Raw genomic sequence first — 22,708 nt, forward strand, 5'->3', positions numbered from 1 at the left:
GCGGAGAGTATGGAAAATGTCCTGGGCGTAATCAATTTAATTAATGAAAAACCTTTTTTAAAGGAACTTACACAACACAGGGTGCTGGCATCCGTTCCGTTTGCCGGACGCTATCGATTAATTGATTTTACTTTATCAAACTTTGTACATGCCAATATCACAAAAGTGGCCGTATTTACAAAAGAGAAATATCGCTCGGTAATGGACCATATCGGCTCAGGGAAGGAATGGGACCTGGATCGAAGTATTGGAGGGCTATTCTTTTTGCCTCCGATTCATCCCGACGAAAAGCTTCAGGGGGACCTTCAGCAATTCTATGATCATTTAGAGCTGTTTCGCAGATCGCATGAGGATACGGTTCTTATTTCACCTGGACATCATGTATGCAAAATGGATTACAATGAAATTGTCGATTATCACCGTAAATCTGGTGCAGATATTACAATGGTGTATAAGGATTATGAAGGAAAGCCTGTTGAAAAACTGGTTTACCATACATGCCAGCTGGATGAAAATGAAAATGTTACGGACATTGGGCTGTATACTTCCCCTAAAGAAGGGGATCACGTTTCCCTTGAAACTTTTGTTATAGATAAACAGCTTCTCATTGATTTGATTTTAAATTGCCGTGCAAATGACGAATATGATTTTTTAAAGGATGCATTAAAAGCCCATTTGTCAACCTACAAAGTGAAAGGTTTTCACTTCAAGGGCAGACTGCCATTTATTCACTCTGTGGAAAGCTTTTATGAGAGCAATATGGAGTTCCTTAATCCAGAAGTACTAAGTTCTGTTTTTAATGAAAAATGGAATGTTTATACAAAGAAAAAACATGAAGCACCTGCTAAATATGCTGCATCATCCAGTGTCAGCAATTCTTTAGTCGCTAATGGATGCGATATTCAAGGGATTGTTGAAAACAGCATTATTTTCCGCGGAGTGAAAATAAAAAAAGGCGCAGTTGTTAAAAACAGTATTATCATGCAAAAAGGAGAAATTGAGGAAGGAGCCTATGTCGAAAATGTCATAACGGATAAACAGGTTAAAATTACTAAGGATAAAATGATCATTGGGCATAGCCAGCCTGAAGTTGTCAGAAAAGAGGAGATTATTTAACGGAGGAACCCTCATGAATATTTTATTTGCAGCATCGGAATGTGCACCTTTCATTAAAACAGGCGGGCTTGGCGATGTGATAGGTGCTTTGCCCGTAGCACTGCTTGAACAGGATGTGTCAGTAAATGTCATCCTTCCCAAATTTGGTGATTTATCATCATCGATTAAGGAAGAAATGAATCATGTTGGCAGTTTGACTGTCCCGGTCGGCTGGAGAACGCAGTATTGTGGAATTGAAAAGATAACTCGTGACAATATTAATTATTATTTTTTAGACAATGAATATTATTTTAAACGTCATGGGAGCTACGGTTTTTATGATGATGGCGAACGTTTTGCATTTTTTTCAAGGGCTGTTTTAGAGGCGTTGCCCTTCCTGGAAAACAAGCCCGACATCATTCACTGTCATGACTGGCAAACTGGTCCGATTCCTGCATTATTAAAAGCCCATTATAAGAATCATCCTTTTTATCGGGATATTAAGACCGTCTTTACCATTCATAATTTGAGATATCAGGGAGTTTATTCAAAATCGGTTTTATATGATCTACTTGATTTGAGTGAATTATATTTTAGTCAAGATGGACTTGAATATTATGGGAATGTCAGCTACCTAAAAGGCGGATTGGCATTTTCTGATTTCCTGACTACCGTCAGCCCTACATATGCTAATGAAATCCAAACACCTTATTATGGGGAGAATTTGGATGGATTTTTAAGGAAGAGACAAAACCAGCTATTAGGAATTGTGAACGGAATTGACATAGACCTTTATAACCCGCATACGGATTCATCAATTTATACACCATATCAGGATGTTACGGGGAAAAAACAGAACAAAAAAAGCCTCCAGGAAGAATTTGGGCTTTCTGTGCAGGATGATATTCCTGTTATCTCAATGGTAACAAGACTGGTAGACCAAAAAGGAATGGATTTAGTTCTGCATGTATTCCATGAAATCATGAAGCAAAATGTCCAATTCATCGTATTGGGCACTGGAGATGAAAAATATGAAAATGCCTTTCATGAATTGGCTGCTCAATATCCTGGAAAAGTCATAATTAAGACGTTATTTAATGATGAACTCGCTAGAAAAATATATGCTGGCTCCGATTTATTTCTTATGCCATCACAGTTTGAACCCTGTGGAATCGGCCAGCTTCTAGCGTTCAGATACGGAACAATACCGATTGTGAGAGAGACCGGTGGTTTAAGAGATACTGTAAAGCCATTTAATGAATTTACCAATGAGGGCAACGGTTTTTCCTTCACAAATTACAATGCTCACGATATGCTGTATACAATAGAAAGAGCTGTTTGGTTTTATCGTTTTCAGCCAAATAAGTGGAACATGCTCGTGGAAAAGGCTTTACAATTAGATTTCAGCTGGAACCAATCCTCTAAAGAATACAAAAAGTTATATGAAAAGCTGCTTTATTTTCATTCTTGACGAAAAAACATGTATCTCTGTAAGAGATACATGTTTTTTGTTGACTTGTTTTTGGCATAGGCTGTTTTCGAATAGATTGTTGCTTTACGTACAAAGAATGATTCCGTGAGTTGTATGTCTATGCGACATCATTTCGTATGCTAATACGCTTTTTATTACTGAACTTGGATTTCAATCGTTATTTTGTATCAAAACAAAGGTTATGAAAAGAGTCTTTTCTTTTGCAAAACGAGCCAAATGAGTGAATTGAAGGATGCCATCCTGTATAGTTAAGCTATAGAGATAAACTTTGTTATAGTTCCATGCTGATTTACATAAAAATATGCTGGAATCTTCATTACTGAGGGGGAAAACGATTGATCTGAATGAGGGTCAAACAAGATGGATAAGTGTTCGCTTGCAATTTATTCGGTTTAACAAATCGAAAAATAAAAGTAATAGAATAGTAAGGAGAAAAAAGGTTTTATGAAGTTAATTTCCTGGAATGTCAATGGTATAAGAGCCTGTGTGAAAAAAGGATTTTTGGATTATTTTCGTGAAATGGATGCAGACATATTTTGTATTCAGGAAACAAAGCTCCAAGAAGGACAAATTGAATTAGAACTGAACGGGTATTATCAGTTTTGGAATTATGCTCATAAAAAGGGCTATTCAGGAACTGCCATTTTTACAAAAATTAAGCCGCTTTCCGTAAGCTATGGCGTAGGAGAATTTCAAGAAGAGCCTGAAGGAAGGATTATCACTCTTGAATTTGAATCTTACTATTTAGTCAATGTGTATACACCAAATTCACAAAGAGATCTTGCACGGTTAAGCTATAGGCTGGAGTGGGAAGATCGTTTGAGGGAATACTTAAGTACCCTGGATAACATAAAACCCGTCATATTATGCGGTGACCTGAATGTGGCTCATCAGGAAATCGACTTGAGAAACGCAAAATCGAATTTAGGCAATTCCGGCTTTACAATAGAAGAACGCGGCAAAATGACGGATTTGCTAAAATCAGGTTTCGTTGATTCTTTCCGTTGGATTTATCCAGAAAGGGCGGAAGCGTACAGCTGGTGGTCTTATATGAATAAAGTTCGAGAACGGAATATAGGATGGAGAATAGATTATTTTATCGTTTCAAGCAAGTTGTGCTCTTTAATTGAAGATGCTGAAATTCACAGCCATGTTTTAGGCAGTGACCATTGCCCCGTTTTATTAAAGGCTGCTTTCGCATAAATTGTTGCTTTATGTACAAAGGATTATCCCGTATTTTGCCTGCCTTCGTGGCATCTTTTCGTAAGCTATTCAAAAATTTGAATACTGAACATGAGTTTTTAATCATTTTTTGTGTCTAATAGCAACAAAGTTTACGAAAAGAGTCTTATTAAAAATGAAAATGGATAGAAATCCGAAAGTCCTCTGTTGATACAGGGGACTTTTTATATTTGTGCTAGGTTTATTAAACAACAAATAGGGTATTTTATTTAAAAATTTAGCAAGTAAGTAAAAACAAGGCGTATTCTCGCATGAAAAGGACTCTAATACATGATGGATACCATAATCATTTTAAATCTTCATTTCTTTTTTCGGTCAACAATTTTAGACATCCCTTTGCAACATTTACGAGAAGAGACTAATAGGAAACATTACTAGAAAACTACTTGCATAAAATATCCATTTTAAAGGAGGCATTCGACGTGAATGCAGCAGTAAAAGAAAACGCAAAAGTTACCACACAACAAAAAGCTAGAATAGGAGATGTTGTTCGATTCATTCGAAAGGATAAAACGTTTACAGGGACGGTCATTACGATACGTGAAAACTCGGTAATTGTTGAACTTTCTCCCAAAATGGGGATGTTGCTGGGATATGATAATAATTTAACCGTTGTATCGCATCGAAACTACTTAATCATTGACTCAAGTAAATTTCTAAAATGATAACTGCTTGTTTTAAGCTTATTTTCAGCTGAACCGAAAGGATTATAAAAATACCTCTTTTCTCTTGAGTGAGCTAATAAAAGAAGACCATTATTACAACATATCTAAGTGTTAATAAAAGTATAATATTTTTGGGTTAAATTCCTGACAATACATAGAGTAAGCCTATTTTTGCTATATCTTATTTAAAACATGGAAATAATTATACATGGACAGCTTATGTTTAATTCTAATGCATCCCAGTATTTTAATGGTAAGGCTTTTCAGAATATAGGATAATGGGAGGTTTTTTGTGAAATCTATTCCAGACCATATAGTGAGCGGGTTAGATATTTTATTTGTGGGTTTTAACCCCAGTATGCGCTCCAGCGAGACCGGCCATCATTATGCTAATCCCCATAATCGTTTCTGGAAAATTTTATATAAGTCCGGCCTTACTCCATGCATACTTGATCCTTCGGAAGATTATCGGTTGCTTGGATTTGGATATGGGCTTACTAATATAGTTGAAAGACCTACAAAAGCCGCAGATCAAATCACAAAACAAGATTACAGAGAGGGAAGCGAAGTATTAAAACAGAAGATACAGTACTTTAAACCGAATATTATTTGTTATGTAGGAAAGGGAGTTTATAAGGAATTTAGCAGACGAAAACAGATACCCTGGGGGAAACAGACCGAACCTGTTGTTCCGGGTACAATTGATTTTGTTGCTCCTTCTTCCAGCGGCCTGGTAAGAATGAAAATAAATGAAGTGGTCGATATATACAAGCAGCTAAACAGCCTTAAATAATCCAGAAGGAAAAACTGAACAGGTTAAATTAAATGAATCAATCAGCTGCTTAAGAAGGGAATTTGAGCACGTTCAGAGAATAAGTTACAAATAAATACCAATCTGGAGGCTGATATGAAATTCCCTGTGTATATTTTTGGAATCCATCCGCATCTTTTGTTTGAATCACTTGCGTACTTTATAGGCTTTCGGGTTTATCTATGGACACGGAGAAAAGAAAGAATACCCGTCGAAAAGGCATTATGGATTGTGGTAGGAGCAATTTTTGGAGCTGATATTGGGTCAAAGGCGGTATACTGGTTTGAAAACCCGCTTAAAACAATCTATGAATGGAACAGACTGACGTATTTATTAGAGGGAAAAACAATAGTTGGCGGTTTGCTGGGAGGACTAATCGGTGTAGAAACGGCAAAAAAAATCATCGGATGGGAGCATTCCACTGGGGATGATTTTGTGTTTCCGCTTATTGTAGGCATGATGATCGGAAGGGTTGGCTGCTTTCTTACTGGTCTTAGCGATCATACATATGGTACTCCTACAAACTGGATTACAGGAGTTGATTTTGGGGATGGTATAAAACGGCATCCGACTCAGCTTTATGAAATTGCATTTTTGTTTCTTCTTGGAATCGTTTTATTAAGAATAAGAACAGCGCCCTCAAAAATGTTGTGGGAAGGATACCTATTTCAATTATTTATGCTGGGCTATCTATCTTTCAGACTGCTAATTGACTTTATCAAGCCAACTCCTCACCCTTATTTTTATTTAAACAACATTCAGCTCGCATGTATTGCAGGTATTGTTTATTATGTACAATTAATGTTTAAAAAAAGGCACCAATTTATCAATTCTATTAAAGAAACGGGGAGCCTGTATGCCGAATAGGCCATATACCTATTACGATCTAACCCTTAGCATTTGTTCTGTTTGTTTAAGAAAGGTCGAAGCAAAAATTATCTTTGAAAATGGGAATGTTTATATGGTCAAAACCTGTATGAAACACGGAAGAGAAAAGGTTTTGATTTCAAATGACATCGAATATTATAAGTGGTGCAGAGATTTTATTAAACCTTCCGAAATGCCTCATCAGTGGAACACACCGATTAAATACGGATGCCCTTATGATTGCGGTCTATGTCCCGATCACGAACAGCATAGCTGCCTCACGCTGCTTGAAATTACCGAGCGATGCAATCTCAAATGTCCTATTTGTTATGCTGAGTCGTCACCCCATAAAGGTACATACCGGTCGATGGAAGAAATAGAATTCATGCTGGATGCGATTGTGGCTAACGAAAAGGAACCTGATATCATTCAAATAAGCGGCGGTGAACCAACTATCCACCCCCATTTTTTTGATATCCTGGATTTGGTGAAAACAAGGCCGGTTAAACACATTATGGTGAATACAAATGGTCTCAGGATAGCAAATGACAAGGAATTCGTAAAACGTTTGGCCACTTATCTCCCGGGGTTCGAAATCTATTTGCAGTTTGACAGTTTCAATGGCGATGCTTTGAAAGAACTGCGTGGAGTGGACCTCACTCATATTCGAAGAAAAGCGATTGAACATTTAAATGAATACAATATATCCACTACATTGGTTGTGACTCTCAAAAAAGGGCTGAACGATCATGAAGTGGGTGATATTATTCGATTTGGTACGAAACAAAAGTGTGTCCGGGGTGTTACACTCCAGCCAATACAAAGTGCGGGAAGACTTGAAGACTTTAATCCGGAAACGGATCGCTTGACCTTAAGTGAGGTTCGCAAAATGATTATTGAACAGTCACAAATCTTTGGAGAAAAGGATATTGTGCCTGTTCCTTGCCATCCTGATTCACTTGCAATGGGGTATGCCTTTAAGCAGGAAGAATCCATTACTCCTTTAACTGGTATGATTGATCCAGCAATTTTACTGGAAGGTGATAGAAATACAATAGTTTTTGAACAGGATGAGAATATACGTCAAATGATTTTTAAATTATTTTCCTTAAATCATTCTCCCGATTCATCTGCACTGTCTCTGAAAGATTTGCTTTGCTGCCTTCCAAAAGTCAATTTGCCTGGTTATATCGGTTATGATAATGTTTTTCGAGTGATTATAATGCAATTCCAGGATGCTCATAATTTTGATATCCGCTCTGTAAAAAAATCATGTGTACACATTGCTCATCCGGATGGAAGGATCATTCCATTTGATACCTATAATCTGTTTTATCGCGACGTTTTGGAAAAAGAGTTAATAAAAATAAGAGAAGAGATTTTAGTTACCAGATAGATAGAGGCGCTTGAAGGGGAGATGAGAATGACAAACGAAAACGACAAAAGGAAAGAAGGCAGTGTGTGGTTAGGCATCTCTATAGGGTTTTTCATTTATCTTATAATGTTTATCATAGTGTCCCAGTTTCCTGGCATGTACCGTTTTATCTTTTTAGCTCCTCTTGTCCATATCTGTGCTATAATTTTCGCTTTTATAAGAAAGTATAAGTTTACGGGGATTGGCCTCTTAATCTTTGCTGGTATAGCGCTATTGCTGATTGCTGCCTGTTATGGCTTAATCTTAAGTTTCCGCTGATTCAAATAGGATGGAAACCTATAAAGGCTCTTTTCGTAAACGTAGTTGACACAAAAAATGATTTAAACCCATGTTTGGTTTTAAACTTGTGACTAGCTTATGAAAGATTGCCGCGGATTCAGACAACATACGGAATGATCCTTTGTACGTAAAGCAGCAATCTATGGAAAAACAGCCTATAAAAAACAAGGCTTGCTAGACGTAAGCCTTGTTTTTATTTCCCTGCGCCATCACTTTTGAATGAAGCTGCCTATTAAATCAAGCTGCTCTTTCGTGTTTAAAGCAGGAGCATGGCCAAGCCCTGTTATTTCTTTACACATAAATTTAGGCCCCCGATGCTTCATCTCGTCCAGCGTTTCACGAGGAAGAACTCCTGAAGCTTCTCCCCTTAGCACCAGAACGTTCGCTTGTATGTTGTCCCAATAGTCCCACAGTAGCAAATCATTCACATGATTAAATTGCTGAACGATGGCAGGGTCATAATCAGGAGAAAAAAATCCAATGTCCGTTCTACGGGCAGAATTCTCAGTGAAAAAGTCCCATTCCTCCTCGTTTGTAAGGCCAAAGCTTTGATAAATATTTTTATAATAGGTTTTTAAATCAGTTAAAGCAGGATAGGCGGGAGGATTACCTGTAAATTTAATGATGTGCTGAATAGCTTCTGCGGATTCTGAGCGTACATTTTCTATTGCACTTTTGGATGGGCCAGGTCCAATATCATTTGAAATTAAATGAGTAATTCGATTTTTTAAACTGCCTCCCGCCAGTTTTATTCCTAACGCCCCGTCCATTGAAGGGCCCAGTCAGATCATTTCAGTCAGCTGCAGTGTATCAACAAACTCCATTAGAAGTTTGTGATAATAGTCAGAGCAATATTCAATATCGGCATTTTGACTCCATTGGCTTAATCCCCTGCCGATTAAATCTGGACAAAAGATTTGATAGCTATGTGCCAGCGACTCAGCAAGGCAGTTAAAATCTCGCCCATTTCGGGTAAGGCCGTGTAAACAAATAATCGCTGGGTTTCCTTTTTATCCCCATTGGGAAACATGTAATTCCTTCTCGTCGATGTTTATAAACATTGATTTACGAACTTGTAAACTCATTTTTTCACATCCAATTTATATATTTTAAGCTCTGTTAAATATATATTTTGATAAAAACCTGTTTTTATAAGCAAAAAGGCGTGTGAAAAACGGCCGTTTTAGACCTAACAATCAACTGAGTTCTTTAACAAATGCATATTTTGATCTTCCCAGGCAAGGAAAAATACATTTTAATAACAATAAGAATCTATATTATATTTCCACAAAGAGCGATGATTTCCTTTAAATATTATCAATACAATTAAAAAATGATTTCTGTTTCATGTGGATTTTAATCAAAAAGTGATGAGAACAAAAATCCACATACAGTATAAAATTGATTAAAAAAAATTTTTTTGGAGGAAACATATATATGTTAACAGAAATAGTATTATGGGGTACTGGTTTTATCTTAGCTGGGTTCATTATGACTCTATTAATCTTATATAGAAAAATGAAATTGGCTGCGATTAAAAGGCCACCGAGTAATGTACCGTTTATAATTGTTCTCGGTGCAAAGGTGAATGGATACAAATTATCAAACTCTTTATATCAGAGAGCGGTAAAAGGACTTGATTACCTAAAGCAAAATCCAAATACAAAAGCTGTAGTTTCAGGAGGAAAAGGCCCTGATGAGTCAATATCAGAAGGGGAGGCGCTTGCTCTCTTCCTTATGAAGAATGGTATTAATCAAAATAGAATATTAATTGAAAATAAATCTGAAACTACCTTTGAAAATATAGCTTTTTCCAAAAAGAACTTCAATATTCAGGAAGCCATCATTGTCAGTAATGATTTTCATGTGTTTCGTGCCGTCCAGGTTGCGAGAGCACAAGGGATAAAAGCGTATCCGTTGGGAGCAAAAACACCATCTTCTATTAAAACCAAGCTGTATGCAAGAGAATTTCTTGCAATTATTAAATGGAAAATTACAGGAAGATGATCTTGTGGGGTTTCTTACATTCATGCAGGATGAAGTATTGAGAGTATGATTAGGCCAATTTCTTCATATATAAATAACAAAATCATCCATTAAAAGATCTTTTTAATAATGGCCTTTTTTTAAAATAATCGTTTGGCTTTTTTAGTTAAAGGGTACGGAATGATAAATCTGCTAGTTTTTTTGTTATAAAAAACTTTATAGAGAAAGGGTGCCCCAATGTGCAGGAAAAGATAAACGTAAAAATAAATGGAGTAGAAGCTGTGGCGGAAGCCGGTTCAACCATTCTGAATTATTTAAGCAATAGCTCCATAAAGATCCCTCATATCTGTTACCATGAAAATTTAGGCCCTATTGAAACTTGTGATACATGTCTTGTAAAAGTAAATGGAGAAATGGTGAGATCCTGCTCCACTTTTTTAAAAGATGGGGATGATATTATTACAAGTTCAGATGAAGTGAAAAAAGCTCAAACTGTGGCAATGGATAAAATTCTGCACAACCATGAGCTTTATTGTACAGTTTGTGATTACAACAACGGCGAATGCGAAATACATAATACCGTTAAGCAAATGAACATTAATCACCAGAGTATCCCCTGGGAATCCAAGCCTTATCAGAAGGATTTATCTAATCCATTTTACCGATATGATCCTGACCAGTGTATCTTATGCGGAAGATGCGTAGAAGCATGTCAGGATGTACAAGTTACTGAAACGCTTTCCATTGATTGGACATTGGAAAGGCCGAGGGTGATTTGGGATAATGATGTCCCCATAAATGAGTCCTCCTGTGTTTCATGCGGACATTGTTCAACCGTATGTCCTTGTAATGCGATGATGGAAAAAGGCATGATTGGTGAAGCTGGCTATATGACGGGCATTCCTGACCAAACACTGAAACCAATGATAGAAGTGACAAAGGGTGTAGAAACAGGTTATGGTTCTATCCTTACAATTTCAGATGTCGAATCAGCCATGCGCGGTGAAAGAATTAAGAAAACCAAAACGGTTTGTACTTTTTGCGGTGTAGGATGCACCTTTGATGTATGGACAAAAGGACGTCATATTTTAAAAGTGGATCCTCAAAAAGAATCGCCTGCAAATGGAATTTCCACCTGTGTAAAAGGTAAATTCGGCTGGGATTTTGTAAATAGTGAAGAAAGATTAACGAAACCGCTTATTCGTGAAGGGGACTATTTTAGGGAAGCAGAATGGGAAGAAGCCATTCAATTAGTAGCTAGTAAATTTAAAGAGTTAAAGGATCAGTATGGACCAGATTCGATGGGCTTCATTACTTCTTCTAAATGTACGAATGAAGAATCCTATGTTATGCAAAAGCTTGCTAGAGCGGTAATTGGCACAAACAATGTAGATAACTGCTCTCGTTACTGCCAGACACCTGCAACGATGGGACTATTCCGAACAGTTGGATACGGAGGTGATGCCGGCTCGATCGAAGATATTGGAAACGCGGGACTTGTTATCATCATTGGATCCAATACTGCAGAAGCCCATCCGGTTCTCGCAACAAGAGTAAAAAGGGCGCAAAAATTAAATGGCCAAAAGCTGATTGTAGCAGATCTCAGGGAGCATGAAATGGCAGCAAGGGCAGATTTGTTTATACACCCGAAACCGGGAACAGACTTAGTATGGCTCTCGGCCATTACGAAATATATCATCGACCAGGGATGGGCTAATGAAAGCTTTCTTGCAGATAAAGTGAATGGCTTTGATCTGTATGCGAAAAGCTTAAAGGATTTCACTTTGGAATATGCTGAAGAAACAACAGGTATACCACAGGAACAATTAATACAGATAGCTAAAAACATTCATGAATCTGACGGTGTATGTATATTATGGGCCATGGGTGTCACACAGCATATGGGCGGATCGGATACAAGTACAGCCATCTCAAACTTGCTGCTTGTTACAGGAAATTACGGAAGACCTGCCGCGGGAGCATATCCGCTTCGAGGACATAATAATGTACAGGGAGCGGGAGACTTCGGAAGTGCACCAGATAGTTTTCCTGGTTACGAAAAGGTGTATGACGATAAAGCAAGGGCTAAATTTGAAAAAGCATGGGGAGTCAAGCTGACGAAGGAAAAAGGTTTAAATAACCATGAAATGATTGAAAGCATTCATGGCGGAAGCTTAAAGGCTATGTATATCAAGGGAGAAGAAATGGGATTAGTGGATTCAAATATTAATGTTGTCCACAATGCATATGAAAAATTGGAATTTTTAGTTGTCCAAGACATTTTTTTCTCACGTACAGCAGAGTATGCAGATGTCGTTCTTCCGGCATGTCCAAGTTTTGAAAAAGAAGGTACATTTACCAATACTGAACGGAGAATTCAGCGTCTATATCAAGTATTTGAGCCGCTGGGTGAATCAAAGCCTGATTGGGAAATTATTACTGAAATTGCGAACCGGCTTGGTGCAAATTGGGATTACCGTCATCCTTCTGATATTATGGATGAAGCGGCGATGCTTTCCTCTATTTATGCAGGTGTTACTTACGAACGTCTTGAAGGATATAAAAGCCTTCAGTGGCCAGTTTCAAAGGACGGAAAGGATCAGCCGCTATTATATTTGGATGGATTCCATTTTCCGGACGGCAAAGCGAGGCTTCACCCTGTGAAATGGACCATTCCTCTGGACTTTGGTGAAGAATATGATATCCACGTGAATAATGGCCGTTTGCTTGAACACTTCCATGAAGGCAATTTGACTTATAAATCAAAAGGCATATCTGAAAAGACTCCAAGCGTATTCCTTGAGGTTTCCAGAGAACTTGCCGCGGAGAGAGGAATTAAGGACGGTACTCTTGTACGGCTTACATCCCCATATGGAAACGTCAAAGTAAAATGTGTCATTACAGACAGAGTTAAAGGCAAAGAAGTTTATCTTCCAATGAATGATTCAGATGAAGGCGCCATTAATAAGCTTACAAGCAGTTTTGCGGATAAGGACACGGATACCCCTGCCTATAAGGAAACACAGGCTAAGCTTGAAATTCTGAAAGAGGAGGGTGTCAACCCATTACCAAGAATCAATTTCCGTTACGGGAATCCGCAGCCTCAAATGGGTGTACAGGTTCAGGATAAATGGTCGCGCACGGACTATACCTTCCCAGCAGAAATAGTTGAAAAGGAGAGGAAGCAGCATGGCTAAAGCAGTTAAAACCATCAAGCGGATCGAACTGACAGAAGAAGAAATTCGAAAGAATGAAATAAAGCAAATTGAAGATGCTCTTTTAAGCCATAAGGATGCAGTTCTAGAAGTTCTCCAAATTGTTCAGCATATGCAGGATAAAGGTATATTAGCCATTTTAAGAGGATTGTTTGGCCAAGGTGAACAAGTATTGGATGTTATTGTAAAAAAAATGAACCATCCAGAAACTACAAATTTTATAAAAAATATCTTATTGATGGCTGGAACTTTAGGAACGGTTGATGTGAAACAGCTGGAGCCCGTCATTCTCAAAGTCAATTCCGGAATAGCGAGACTGGCAGAAAAAAGAAATGAGGATGAAAATAGAAATGAACAAACCGGCTATTTTGATCTTATCCGTTCTATCAAAGATCCCGATGTGAATCGCTCTATCACCATGCTGCTGACATTTCTGAAAGGAATGGGGCAGGATACTGCTCACAATGAACGGAATACACAAGAGCCTCACCGCCAAAAAATACACGGACATCCTGAATAAAAACGATTGATTGTATAGTATGTGCAAATAGCATGCCATTTAGGTATGCTGTTCGTCTATTATCGTGGCACTCTTTCAGTTATTTCAAGAATGCAGGTGAAAAAATGAGAGCAGTACAAGTTAAAAGGGAAATAGTGCGTTTTCGAAATGGAAAAGCCGAAAGAATAGAAGATAACATTGTGACGGAGTATACTGTAACCATTAAATTAAATGGGCAAGAATTTGTTACGATGGTTTGTTCTCCTGAGTATATTGAGGAGATGGTGGTCGGATTCCTTGCTTCTGAAGGGGTAATCACAAACTTTAATGATATTGAAAAAATTTGGTTTCAAGAAAAAGAAGGCTTTTTTCATATTCATACAAAAAAAGTTAATCCTTTTTATTCAAAATTACAGGGAAAACGGTATATTACTTCCTGCTGCGGTATGAGCCGACATGGTTTTGTTTTTGCAAATGATGCATTGACTGCAAAAAAAATGAATGGCATAAAGCTTTCTCTATCTGCAGATGATTGCTATCGCCTAATGGAAGAAATGCAAAAGAGTGCACATTTATTTCAAAGAACAGGCGGCGTTCATAATGCAGCTTTATGCGATGTTAACGGCATAATAATAAGCAGGATGGATATAGGACGACATAATGCATTGGATAAAATATACGGACATTGTCTAAAACATAATATTTCCATGAGTGATAAAATCATTGTGTTCAGCGGCAGAATTTCCTCTGAAATACTCTCTAAAGTTTCAAAAATTGGGTGCCCTATTGTTCTCTCCAAATCAGCTCCTACTGAATTGGCACTAAGCTTAGCGGAAGAACTGGGTATAACCACTGTCGGCTTTATACGGAGTGAGTCTATGAATGTGTACACGCATATCGAGAGAATAATCAGCTAAACTAAGTAAAACATATTTGAGGGACATTTTTTGTTTCTCAACAAAGAGTCTTTCAAAGCTATCACAAAAAGAGCCTGCATATGCAGGTTCTTTTTGTGAAATACAAAGCTTTACATACTAAAAATAAGCAGATTAGATACAATAACATAATGGAAATAAGTAATAGCTCCTTTCGTAAACTTTTTTGCTAATTGTCACAAAAAAATGATTAAAAATTCAGGTTAGAATTAAAACTTGTGAACAGCCTACGAAAAAAAGCCACGAATGCAGACAACATACGGAGTGAATTTTTGTACATATAGCAACATCTATGCAAAAAACTGCCTAAGTAAATGATTAAAATATGCAAAGAAAGTGTTTTCTACTTAAAGAGAATCTTGCAATTCACTGATATATTTTTTCTTGTTCAATTACCAGGCAAAAACATGTTTTAGGTCACAGTGCGTTCTGTCTTTTGGGCACTTTGTAAAAATCACTTATTTTTTACTAACATGGGGGAAATCAGCATTTTTTGAAGGCCAACAGAAAAAAATAGAAAGAGGAAACCCATATGTTTTTTGGATGTCATATCAGTATTAAAAATGGTTATTTAGGCGCTGCTGAAGAGGCTTTAAACATTAAAGCAAACACATTTCAATATTTCACCAAAAATCCGCGAAGCCTTTCTATAAAAGATTATGATCCTGTCGATACAGCTAGGTGCAAAGTGTTTTGTGAAAAATACGGGATGGTATCCATCGCCCACACTCCATATCCTACCGATCTGACACCGGCAAATGAACAAAAACAGGCTGTAATATACTCGCTGCTTAATGACTTAGAAATAGCGGATGCCTGTGGTTCCAAGGGCGTGGTTGTGCATTTCGGAAGCAGGAAAGGCTTTACTAATCCATTGAACGCTTATGAGTTAATGATAGAGACGCTTAATAACATACTTAGCCAATGGGATGGAAACTCCAAAATACTTCTTGAAAACCATGCAGGAGTACCTGGAACCATGGGAACCACTTTTGAGGAGCTTGTTCAAGTAAGAAATTTATGCTCATATTCAGAAAAAATTGGGTTTTGTTTGGATACCTGCCACGCATTTGCATCAGGATTATGGAGTGGAGAAAACTGGGAAGAAGTTTTACTAAAAGGAAAACGGCTTGGATATTTTGATTATGTAAAAGCCATTCATCTTAATAATTCTAAATATCAGTCAGGTCTTGGCAAGGACCGGCATGCCAATATCTTTAAAGAAGGATGTATTCAAAAAGATCAATTTAACGATATCCTTCAAACAAAAGAGCTTAGACAAGTACCTTTTATCTTAGAAACTCCGACTAAGCAGGGCGTTTCCCATAAAGAAGAAATCGCCGAGCTTATTAGTTGGTGGAATTCTACATCTTCTACTGATCTTCCGTAGAAAAAGCAACCGCTGAACCGCCGGAAGTATGAGCATCTATCCATTCCAATGATGTTTTGGAAACCTCATTCCAATCCTTTATTTTATCTTTATGTTTTTCTACCCAGCTCATGCAAAATTGAGGATCCACGTTTTGTTCTAAACAGAGATTTAAAAAGGATTCAATGGATTGCGCATTACAGCTACTCCATGATCCGCATGCACGTTTCCAATTTTGTTCTAAAATTGATTCCAAAGAAGTCTGGGTTACATTATTCATTAATCTTAACCTCCTTCCAGTTTATTTTTATTCTTTCCTACTTGCAGAATAGAATAGGTGCCTTTTCTTGGAGAGAGATGAAACTTTTAATGAACATAAAGAAGAGCTAAAAGGTAAAAATTATAAGTGGGCAGGACTAAAGTTCTCCTAATTGCTAAAAGGATGTGCTGAAAATGGATAAATGGTTATCGATGTTTAGCAATAGAAACCCCTTTTTAAGCCTTTTTCAAAAGAAAAAAAACAATACCAGCGGAATGGTATGGGCATCCATTGCAGGCATGATGATTGGGGCTTTTCTGTTCGGTAATAAAAATCGCAGTGAAAAGAGAACTTCACAAGCTACAGGAATTTCCAATATGCTAAACAAAATTCCTCAAATGGCAAATATGAAAAGAAGTACCTCCCAGGCAACAAAGGAGCCAGGAAATGAACAAGGTCATGTAGCTCCTAAAAAAAATACAAATGCCGGTGAAAATCTGGCCAATATGTTCAAAAACATTCCACAGTTGTCAAAAATGGCAGATATGCCAGAGCTTTCAAAAGAATTGGGGATTACAACCAAATCCACAGCTCCGTCTCATCAAGCAAGAAATAACGAACCGAATGTAAAGGAAATGCTGGATAAGGACCCGAAATTAGCAGAAATGGCAGAAGAAATTACGGGCTCTCCAAAGACAAAATCTTCTACCAGCAAAAAGCATTAATCACTATTTTAATGCTTTAGCAGTCATTTCCATCTCATGACAGCATCATGAGATGGTTTTTTTGATTCTTCATTAGGGAAGAATAATAGTAATTCGATACAAGGGGAAATGCTGAAATGAAACTGACACACGAAGAAAGAATTGAATTGCATGGTTTTAACAATCTGACAAAATCCCTTAGCTTTAATATGTTTGATATTTGTTATACAAAAACAAAAGAGGAAAGGGAAGCCTATATTGAATACATAGATGATCGGTACAACGCTGAGCGTTTGACAAAAATCTTAACGGATGTATCCGATATTATTGGTGCACATGTATTAAATATTGCTAAGCAAGACTATGTGCCTCAAGGTGCCAGTGTCACCGTACTTGTATCTGAGGGGCCAGTTGTAGAAGTTCCTACAGAATCATTTACAGAATCCCCAGGGCCTCTTCCGGATTCTGTGGTCATGCAGCTGGATAAAAGCCATATTACAGTTCATACTTATCCTGAATATCATCCTTATGAAGGAATAAGCACATTCAGGGCGGATATTGACGTTTCTACATGTGGTGAAATTTCACCACTAAAAGCTTTAAATTATCTTATCCATTCCTTTGATACGGATATCATGACGATAGATTACCGAGTACGCGGCTTTACACGGGATATCAAAGGAAGAAAGCTTTTCATCGACCATGATATTCATTCTATTCAAAACTATATCCCTGAAAATATAAAAGAAGCTTATGACATGATTGATGTAAATATTTATCAAGAACATATATTCCATACAAAGTGTAAATTGAAGGAATTTGATTTAAATAATTATCTTTTTGGCTACTCAAAGAACATACTAAACGAGGACGAGCAGGAACAAATTACAGAAAGGCTTCAAATGGAGATGGACGAAATTTTTTATGGGAAGAATATACGAAATGATAAGGAATAATTCAAATAGCGTTTCTCTAGAGAAGCGCTTTTGTCATGCTTATTTTTGTGTTTCTTTTGTTAAAACCCAATATTGATTTTAAAAGTGTATTGTGATGTTTAACCTGCCAGTGAAAAGCAAAAGCCAAATGGGAACGAACAAAGCCATTAAATAATACAAACTAGAACCGCTCTTAGAAATGGGTTTATGATACATTAAGAAAGATTACGAAAGATTAAGAAAGATTACGAAATGTGTTAAAATGATTAGACAATATGTATAAGAGGTGAGTAAAGATGGCAAAAAGCAAAGTGAAAAAAAGTCGAAACAAGTTAGAACGTGAAGGAGTAAGAAATCCCGAGTTAAATCGAGGCATATTTGCAATGGCAGATATGAGGACCCGGACTACAAAAACAAAAAAAGACAAAATGAACCAAATTAAATACAAAAACCGGCTATTTGATCATTCAGGTGATGGATCAAATAGCCCTTTTTTTATCGTTTACCAGGAAATGATAAAATGCTAAACCTGGGGATTTTTTCTTGTCCAGTTCTTGTCGCCAATAAGCAGGAGCCTTGCTCTTTTCTTGCATGGTACCGTTAATTTTCTATATTGCTAACTGCTCGTATTTTAATTCATTCTTGTAGGCTGTTTTTGCATAGAGTTGCTTTCGCAAAAGTGTTATATCCCTATAAAGTGAGTCATCGTGGCATCTTTTCGTCTAAAGTCATTTAGTTTGCAAGCTAATTCCTGTGCATCTTAGATACATTGTTACAACTAGCGCATGACAGATTGATATCCCAGTCATAGTACAAGCCCAATGGTGGTGTGAATCCAAAGTTGATTGCAGTGAAGGCACAAGACTCCTGCGGGATCAGCGTGTAAGGGAAGACCCCGCAGGAGCTTGCGACGAGGAGGCTTCCCTACAGCCCCGCGGAAAGCGAGTACCTGCAATTAAATCAACCAGCAGGAAGAAAAGAACAATTTAAAAACCTGGTACAGTGAGCATATTTTCCTAAAAGCTTAGGTAGATAGCTGACACATTTTTTAGGGAATACTAAAAGCTAGTAATCATAAACCTGCAATGAAAGGAGTAATACCAATGCCAAGGAAAGCCATTCCCATTAATGAGTTAACAGACAAAGAAAAAAATCATTCTACACCAAATAAAGAAAACAAAAATTCAATCGGCGACTTGAATCGTATGCTAGCTTCTGTGTTGGACTACATATCAGATGACGACGTAGAAGAAATAGACATGGAATATTTACTCGATCATACAGAAGGATTGCGAGAATGGTGGGAAGAGTATAGGGAAAGCAATAGAAAATTAATTGAAAAAGAAATTAAAGAATCTTTGAGTGAATTGCCTCTTAAAGACCTAGAAAAAATCAGGAATCAAATTAAAGAAAACAATAAATGAACAAACATCCTATAAATAACGATAGTAAATACTATGTATGCAATAATATAACCATTTTTTTAAAAGCTTATAGTAGAAGAAAAGACGAAGGCCTTATAACACATAGTCTCCCAGGTCATTTTTAAATATTTGTAGTTAATGAATTCTGTTTTTTTATCTCAAATTTTGCCACTTCCTTTTCACACGCCTTGATGGTCAACTTAAACTAAGGAGCTATAAACCGAACAGTTATTAACATCTAAATTTAACAAACCTTTGAAATTAGGATCAAAGCCAGAAGTCATGCTATAATGTCTACCAATTAACTAACCCCCGCCATTCGGGGGTTAGCATGCTAAAAAATATCATTTCATTACTGATGAGTTCCAGGATGAGTACCATAACCTGTATGAGTACCATAACCTGTATGTCCGGTATGATATCCTGTATGCCCAGTATGGCCCATAGGCCCAGTATGGCCCATATGCCCAGTATGGCCCATATGCCCAGTATGGCCCATATGCCCAGTGTGGTAGCCTGTATGGCCAGTGTGATGATAGCCTGTGTGGCCATGATGATGATGGTGGTGATGGTAATGGTGATGATGAGTATGGTGATGAGACTGATGTCCGCCTTGCATTTGTCTGGAATCTGCCAATTGACTCACTCCTAATTTTTATTTTCAGGATAGTGTATGTGGCCACTAGGGAAAGGTTTGGACTATAGTGTATGTTTTTCATCTTTTTAAGTGCAGGATCTTAAAACAGGTACCATAATTTACATACTATGATTGCAGCTAATGAGCTTGACAGACTTCATAATAATCCAAATATGTTGTGCCCCTTTTGGAATCACTTAGTCTTTATTTCTCACATTCATAAAAGATGGAATACATTCAAACCTGCGAAGCTGTTACATCCTCATGAAAATGTGAAAAAAGAGAGTATAATAAAAATATAGAGAGATAAATGAAAGGGGAGACGGAAGAATGACAAAGATTTGCTTAATTCGCCATGGCGAAACAGAATGGAATGCAACTGGAAGGATACAGGGGAGTACTGACATTCCTCTTAATGAAAAAGGGATGGAACAAGCGGGAAAATGCCGGGATGCTTTGAAAGCAGGCGAATGGGATGTAATCATTACAAGTCCTTTGACCAGGGCAAAGCAGACAGCAACAATCATAAATGAGGCTTTGGGTATGGAGATTGTAGAGATGGAATACTTTGCGGAACGCTATTTTGGGGATGCAGAGGGAATGACACTCCAAGAAAGAATGGTCCATTATCCGACAAGAGAGTATCCAAATCAGGAAGATAGCCTGTCTTTTTCAAAAAGAGTTGTAGAGGGAATGAATAAAATTAACGAAAACTTTAAGGATAAAAGAGTTTTACTTGTCGCTCATGGTGCAGTAATCCACCGAATTTTAACTGAGCTTTCGGAAGGGCGTTTTCAAACAGTCAGCCATCTAAACAATGCTTGCTTTAGTCATGTTCATTATAGAGATAACAAGTGGAATATTATAGAGTACAACAATATTGAACATTTGGAATTTACATCGGAAAAATAATCATGTCACTTCATAGCCTAGACAAAAAAATGAAGGAGTCTCTCCTAGATGCTCCATTACATTCTTGACAGGATAATAATATATTAATATAGTTTGATTTGTAATGTTTTTGTAAATTCAGATTTAGGAAGTGAAGAAATGGCAAGTGATTCAGGTACACAAGCAGATTCGATTAAACTGCAGCCTATAAACCGCCGGGCTGTTTTTACGTTTAGCGGAACCCATTTTTTGAATGATTTAGTAACAACAGGGATTGTCCCTGCCTTAATTGTTTTGTACAAACATGCTCTTCATCTCAATTATACTCAGTCTACTCTAATTGTTCTTATTTCATATCTTACCTCTTCAGTTTCACAGCCATTTTTTGGTGTCATAACAGACCGCAGGCCACGGGTATGGTTGTTTAGCGCAGGTGTTTTTCTATCCATAACCGGCTTGGCTTTGACAGGTATTGCCCCGTCCTTTAACTGGCTCTTAGTGTTTATTGCTCTTTCGGGACTAGGGTCAGGAGCTTTCCATCCAGAAGCCTCGCGTGGGACACATCTTGCTTCAGGACAAAAAAAAGGAACGGCTCAGGCAATATTCCAGGTTGGAGGAAATGCCGGCCAGGCTTTCGGGCCATTAATGATCCCTCTATTTCTTGTCCATACCGGGCTGCATGGTCTTATATGGTTCCTTGTGCTTGCTTTCCTGTCCATTCCTTTAACCGTACAACTGTTGCGTTGGATGGGGGATAGGGTAAAAGAAACGGCATTAAAGAAAAAGGAAATTCCCGGCGAAAACCACATATTGGGGGTTGTACTGTTATGCGGTGTTATTATTCTGCGCTCCTGGTGCCAAATAGGTGTAGTCGTATTTTTGCCTTTTTATTTAAAGCACTTATCAATCGGGGCCTCGGAGACGCTGAATTTCATTTTCGTTGGGGCAGGTGCAATTGGAACATTTTTAGGAGGGATTTGGTCGGATAGATTGGGTATGAAGAAATTGCTTATCGTTTCATTATTCCTAGCAACTCCGTTCGCCTTTCTTTTCCCGCATCTTCATGGTTTTCTTTCTGTACTTGACTTATTGTTTTTTGGTTTTTGTGTACTTTCCTCGTTTTCTGTCGGGGTTGTGTACATGCAGCTTTTACTGCCGAGAAACGTAGCAGTAGCATCGGGTCTCGCAATTGGCTTTGGTGTTGGTGCTGGGGGAATCGGCTCAGTATTAATGGGAAGTATTTCAGATGCATTTGGTGTTTCAACAGTATTTACCATTCTATCATTTCTTCCTTTCATTGCTGCTATTTTTGCAGTCTTTTTACCTAGTGACAGGGTAAGACTCGCGGCTAGGGTGAAACATAAATAACCAAAAAGACCTCGTAGATATGTGGTCTTTTTGGTTATTCTGAAATTATGGTTTGGTTGTTCTCGTGACTAAATGATATAATGAACAGTATTTAATTTATATAGCATGGAGGAAATATGTTAACTTTCGAGCAAAAAATGGCGATCATCGAATCGTTTCATGAATTAGAAAAGAAAAATGTTTCACTTGGACGTATTAATTATCATTATGAAGACAGCGTATCCGATAAAAAAAATGTTATCTATCATCTTCATCCAAATGGCAACGGATTTGTATATGCTGAAAAAATTGATGAATATGGCTATCGGACAGACGGTAAGGGTATGATTAATATCCGTGAATTCTCAGAGCAGGAACTGAGGAATATGATTTCAAAATCCATAGCATCGCTCAAGGAAAATGCAAAGGAAGAAGCAGCTATTATTGACGGCAATGTAGAAGAACGCTGGATGAATGAAGATGGCCATACCTTGATTTTGTTAGAAGAAGACGACATGTGGAATGTGTATGCCGGATTGAATTTAGACGGTACATTTCCATCCTATAATGAAGCAAAACAATATCTTATGGAAGAAGGCTTTTCACTTTTAAGAAAGTAAT

24 protein-coding genes are annotated in these 22,708 nt (G+C 37.5%); 20 read left to right on the forward strand and 4 right to left on the reverse strand.

Annotation, left to right across the window (positions count from 1 at the left end; all coding sequences use genetic code 11):
- The first annotated feature begins 9 nt into the window (after positions 1–9).
- The 8 genes from glgD to A5N88_RS04215 all read left to right on the forward strand — a co-directional run bounded on the left by glgD (position 10) and on the right by A5N88_RS04215 (position 7,865).
- Complete coding sequence (glgD, locus tag A5N88_RS04180; protein WP_066263431.1) at positions 10–1,116, forward strand: glucose-1-phosphate adenylyltransferase subunit GlgD; 1,107 nt, start codon at positions 10–12, stop codon at positions 1,114–1,116.
- 13 nt (positions 1,117–1,129) lie between these two features.
- The gene (glgA, locus tag A5N88_RS04185; protein ID WP_066263433.1) at positions 1,130–2,566 is read left to right on the forward strand and encodes a glycogen synthase GlgA; all 1,437 of its coding nucleotides are present in this window, start codon (positions 1,130–1,132) and stop codon (positions 2,564–2,566) included.
- A 465-nt stretch (positions 2,567–3,031) separates the two neighbouring features.
- Positions 3,032–3,790, forward strand: a complete 759-nt coding sequence (locus A5N88_RS04190; RefSeq protein ID WP_066263436.1) for an exodeoxyribonuclease III — start codon at positions 3,032–3,034, stop codon at positions 3,788–3,790.
- Between the two features lie 461 nt (positions 3,791–4,251).
- A complete protein-coding gene (locus A5N88_RS04195) occupies positions 4,252–4,494 on the forward strand; it encodes a DUF2187 family protein (RefSeq protein ID WP_066263439.1) in 243 nt (80 codons plus the stop codon).
- A gap of 292 nt (positions 4,495–4,786) precedes the next feature.
- The gene (locus A5N88_RS04200; RefSeq protein WP_066263442.1) at positions 4,787–5,287 is read left to right on the forward strand and encodes a mismatch-specific DNA-glycosylase; all 501 of its coding nucleotides are present in this window, start codon (positions 4,787–4,789) and stop codon (positions 5,285–5,287) included.
- Between the two features lie 114 nt (positions 5,288–5,401).
- On the forward strand, positions 5,402–6,172 hold the full coding sequence (locus A5N88_RS04205) for a prolipoprotein diacylglyceryl transferase (protein WP_066263445.1): 771 nt from the start codon (positions 5,402–5,404) through the stop codon (positions 6,170–6,172).
- Positions 6,162–7,568 (forward strand): radical SAM protein, encoded by a 1,407-nt coding sequence (locus A5N88_RS04210; protein ID WP_066263448.1) that lies wholly within the window; start codon positions 6,162–6,164, stop codon positions 7,566–7,568. The genes A5N88_RS04205 and A5N88_RS04210 overlap by 11 nt, the downstream gene beginning before the upstream one ends.
- Positions 7,569–7,595: 27 nt before the next feature.
- On the forward strand, positions 7,596–7,865 hold the full coding sequence (locus A5N88_RS04215; RefSeq protein WP_066263451.1) for a hypothetical protein: 270 nt from the start codon (positions 7,596–7,598) through the stop codon (positions 7,863–7,865).
- Positions 7,866–8,095: 230 nt separating this feature from the next.
- On the opposite strand, the gene A5N88_RS24075 is transcribed toward A5N88_RS04215, so the two are convergent.
- Complete coding sequence (locus A5N88_RS24075; RefSeq protein WP_083953015.1) at positions 8,096–8,656, reverse strand: alpha/beta fold hydrolase; 561 nt, start codon at positions 8,654–8,656, stop codon at positions 8,096–8,098.
- Between the two features lie 12 nt (positions 8,657–8,668).
- On the reverse strand, positions 8,669–8,881 hold the full coding sequence (locus A5N88_RS26350) for an alpha/beta fold hydrolase (protein WP_367593433.1): 213 nt from the start codon (positions 8,879–8,881) through the stop codon (positions 8,669–8,671).
- A 442-nt stretch (positions 8,882–9,323) separates the two neighbouring features.
- On the opposite strand from A5N88_RS26350, the gene A5N88_RS04225 reads away from it, so the two are divergent.
- The 5 genes from A5N88_RS04225 (at position 9,324) to A5N88_RS04245 (ending at position 15,911) form a co-directional block, all read left to right on the forward strand.
- On the forward strand, positions 9,324–9,893 hold the full coding sequence (locus A5N88_RS04225) for a YdcF family protein (protein WP_083953016.1): 570 nt from the start codon (positions 9,324–9,326) through the stop codon (positions 9,891–9,893).
- A 218-nt stretch (positions 9,894–10,111) separates the two neighbouring features.
- Positions 10,112–13,069 carry a formate dehydrogenase subunit alpha gene (fdhF, locus tag A5N88_RS04230; protein WP_066263452.1) on the forward strand — a complete coding sequence of 986 codons (2,958 nt, stop codon included), beginning with the start codon at positions 10,112–10,114 and terminating at the stop codon, positions 13,067–13,069.
- The gene (locus A5N88_RS04235; RefSeq protein WP_066263454.1) at positions 13,062–13,607 is read left to right on the forward strand and encodes a helical membrane plugin domain-containing protein; all 546 of its coding nucleotides are present in this window, start codon (positions 13,062–13,064) and stop codon (positions 13,605–13,607) included. Before fdhF ends, A5N88_RS04235 begins: the two co-directional genes overlap by 8 nt.
- 104 nt (positions 13,608–13,711) lie before the next feature.
- Positions 13,712–14,503 (forward strand): formate dehydrogenase accessory sulfurtransferase FdhD, encoded by a 792-nt coding sequence (fdhD, locus tag A5N88_RS04240; RefSeq protein ID WP_066263456.1) that lies wholly within the window; start codon positions 13,712–13,714, stop codon positions 14,501–14,503.
- Positions 14,504–15,053: 550 nt separating this feature from the next.
- Entirely contained in the window at positions 15,054–15,911 is an 858-nt protein-coding gene (locus A5N88_RS04245; protein WP_066263459.1) for a deoxyribonuclease IV, read from the forward strand.
- On the opposite strand, the gene A5N88_RS04250 is transcribed toward A5N88_RS04245, so the two are convergent.
- Positions 15,895–16,170, reverse strand: coding sequence for a hypothetical protein (locus A5N88_RS04250; RefSeq protein WP_066263461.1), 276 nt, complete (start codon positions 16,168–16,170; stop codon positions 15,895–15,897). The genes A5N88_RS04245 and A5N88_RS04250 overlap by 17 nt on opposite strands.
- Before the next feature lie 173 nt (positions 16,171–16,343).
- Here A5N88_RS04250 and A5N88_RS04255 point away from each other — a divergent pair, with 173 nt between their 5' ends.
- The 4 genes from A5N88_RS04255 (at position 16,344) to A5N88_RS04270 (ending at position 19,212) form a co-directional block, all read left to right on the forward strand.
- Positions 16,344–16,874: a hypothetical protein gene (locus tag A5N88_RS04255; protein ID WP_066263463.1), complete on the forward strand. Its 531-nt coding sequence runs from the start codon at positions 16,344–16,346 to the stop codon at positions 16,872–16,874.
- A 116-nt stretch (positions 16,875–16,990) separates the two neighbouring features.
- Positions 16,991–17,809: an adenosylmethionine decarboxylase gene (speD, locus tag A5N88_RS04260; protein ID WP_066263466.1), complete on the forward strand. Its 819-nt coding sequence runs from the start codon at positions 16,991–16,993 to the stop codon at positions 17,807–17,809.
- A 275-nt stretch (positions 17,810–18,084) separates the two neighbouring features.
- A complete protein-coding gene (brfA, locus tag A5N88_RS04265; RefSeq protein ID WP_066263468.1) occupies positions 18,085–18,315 on the forward strand; it encodes a ribosome rescue factor BrfA in 231 nt (76 codons plus the stop codon).
- 576 nt (positions 18,316–18,891) lie between these two features.
- Positions 18,892–19,212, forward strand: coding sequence for a hypothetical protein (locus A5N88_RS04270; RefSeq protein WP_066263469.1), 321 nt, complete (start codon positions 18,892–18,894; stop codon positions 19,210–19,212).
- Positions 19,213–19,564: 352 nt separating this feature from the next.
- Here A5N88_RS04270 and A5N88_RS04275 read toward each other — a convergent pair whose 3' ends face one another.
- Complete coding sequence (locus tag A5N88_RS04275; RefSeq protein WP_066263472.1) at positions 19,565–19,849, reverse strand: hypothetical protein; 285 nt, start codon at positions 19,847–19,849, stop codon at positions 19,565–19,567.
- A 330-nt stretch (positions 19,850–20,179) separates the two neighbouring features.
- On the opposite strand from A5N88_RS04275, the gene A5N88_RS04280 reads away from it, so the two are divergent.
- From A5N88_RS04280 to A5N88_RS04290, 3 genes are all read left to right on the forward strand, one after another.
- The gene (locus A5N88_RS04280; protein ID WP_066263473.1) at positions 20,180–20,761 is read left to right on the forward strand and encodes a histidine phosphatase family protein; all 582 of its coding nucleotides are present in this window, start codon (positions 20,180–20,182) and stop codon (positions 20,759–20,761) included.
- 138 nt (positions 20,762–20,899) lie between these two features.
- Positions 20,900–22,108 carry an MFS transporter gene (locus tag A5N88_RS04285; RefSeq protein WP_066263475.1) on the forward strand — a complete coding sequence of 403 codons (1,209 nt, stop codon included), beginning with the start codon at positions 20,900–20,902 and terminating at the stop codon, positions 22,106–22,108.
- Positions 22,109–22,224: 116 nt separating this feature from the next.
- Complete coding sequence (locus A5N88_RS04290; RefSeq protein ID WP_066263476.1) at positions 22,225–22,707, forward strand: hypothetical protein; 483 nt, start codon at positions 22,225–22,227, stop codon at positions 22,705–22,707.
- Position 22,708 lies beyond the last annotated feature (1 nt).

This window comes from Heyndrickxia acidicola, assembly GCF_001636425.1.
Taxonomy (GTDB): domain Bacteria; phylum Bacillota; class Bacilli; order Bacillales; family Bacillaceae_C; genus Bacillus_AE; species Bacillus_AE acidicola.

Coding starts and splice junctions, on each gene's coding strand:
- A5N88_RS04215 (WP_066263451.1), top strand. CDS start 7,596: ATGACAAACGAAAACGACAAAAGGAAAGAAGGCAGTGTGTGGTTAGGC.
- A5N88_RS04190 (WP_066263436.1), top strand. CDS start 3,032: ATGAAGTTAATTTCCTGGAATGTCAATGGTATAAGAGCCTGTGTGAAA.
- A5N88_RS04255 (WP_066263463.1), top strand. CDS start 16,344: ATGGATAAATGGTTATCGATGTTTAGCAATAGAAACCCCTTTTTAAGC.
- A5N88_RS04290 (WP_066263476.1), top strand. CDS start 22,225: ATGTTAACTTTCGAGCAAAAAATGGCGATCATCGAATCGTTTCATGAA.
- A5N88_RS04225 (WP_083953016.1), top strand. CDS start 9,324: ATGTTAACAGAAATAGTATTATGGGGTACTGGTTTTATCTTAGCTGGG.
- A5N88_RS24075 (WP_083953015.1), bottom strand. CDS start 8,656: ATGGACGGGGCGTTAGGAATAAAACTGGCGGGAGGCAGTTTAAAAAAT.
- A5N88_RS04245 (WP_066263459.1), top strand. CDS start 15,054: ATGTTTTTTGGATGTCATATCAGTATTAAAAATGGTTATTTAGGCGCT.
- speD (WP_066263466.1), top strand. CDS start 16,991: ATGAAACTGACACACGAAGAAAGAATTGAATTGCATGGTTTTAACAAT.
- A5N88_RS04285 (WP_066263475.1), top strand. CDS start 20,900: ATGGCAAGTGATTCAGGTACACAAGCAGATTCGATTAAACTGCAGCCT.
- A5N88_RS04210 (WP_066263448.1), top strand. CDS start 6,162: ATGCCGAATAGGCCATATACCTATTACGATCTAACCCTTAGCATTTGT.
- A5N88_RS04280 (WP_066263473.1), top strand. CDS start 20,180: ATGACAAAGATTTGCTTAATTCGCCATGGCGAAACAGAATGGAATGCA.
- A5N88_RS04205 (WP_066263445.1), top strand. CDS start 5,402: ATGAAATTCCCTGTGTATATTTTTGGAATCCATCCGCATCTTTTGTTT.
- A5N88_RS04250 (WP_066263461.1), bottom strand. CDS start 16,170: ATGAATAATGTAACCCAGACTTCTTTGGAATCAATTTTAGAACAAAAT.
- glgA (WP_066263433.1), top strand. CDS start 1,130: ATGAATATTTTATTTGCAGCATCGGAATGTGCACCTTTCATTAAAACA.
- A5N88_RS04270 (WP_066263469.1), top strand. CDS start 18,892: ATGCCAAGGAAAGCCATTCCCATTAATGAGTTAACAGACAAAGAAAAA.
- A5N88_RS04235 (WP_066263454.1), top strand. CDS start 13,062: ATGGCTAAAGCAGTTAAAACCATCAAGCGGATCGAACTGACAGAAGAA.
- fdhD (WP_066263456.1), top strand. CDS start 13,712: ATGAGAGCAGTACAAGTTAAAAGGGAAATAGTGCGTTTTCGAAATGGA.
- glgD (WP_066263431.1), top strand. CDS start 10: ATGGAAAATGTCCTGGGCGTAATCAATTTAATTAATGAAAAACCTTTT.
- brfA (WP_066263468.1), top strand. CDS start 18,085: ATGGCAAAAAGCAAAGTGAAAAAAAGTCGAAACAAGTTAGAACGTGAA.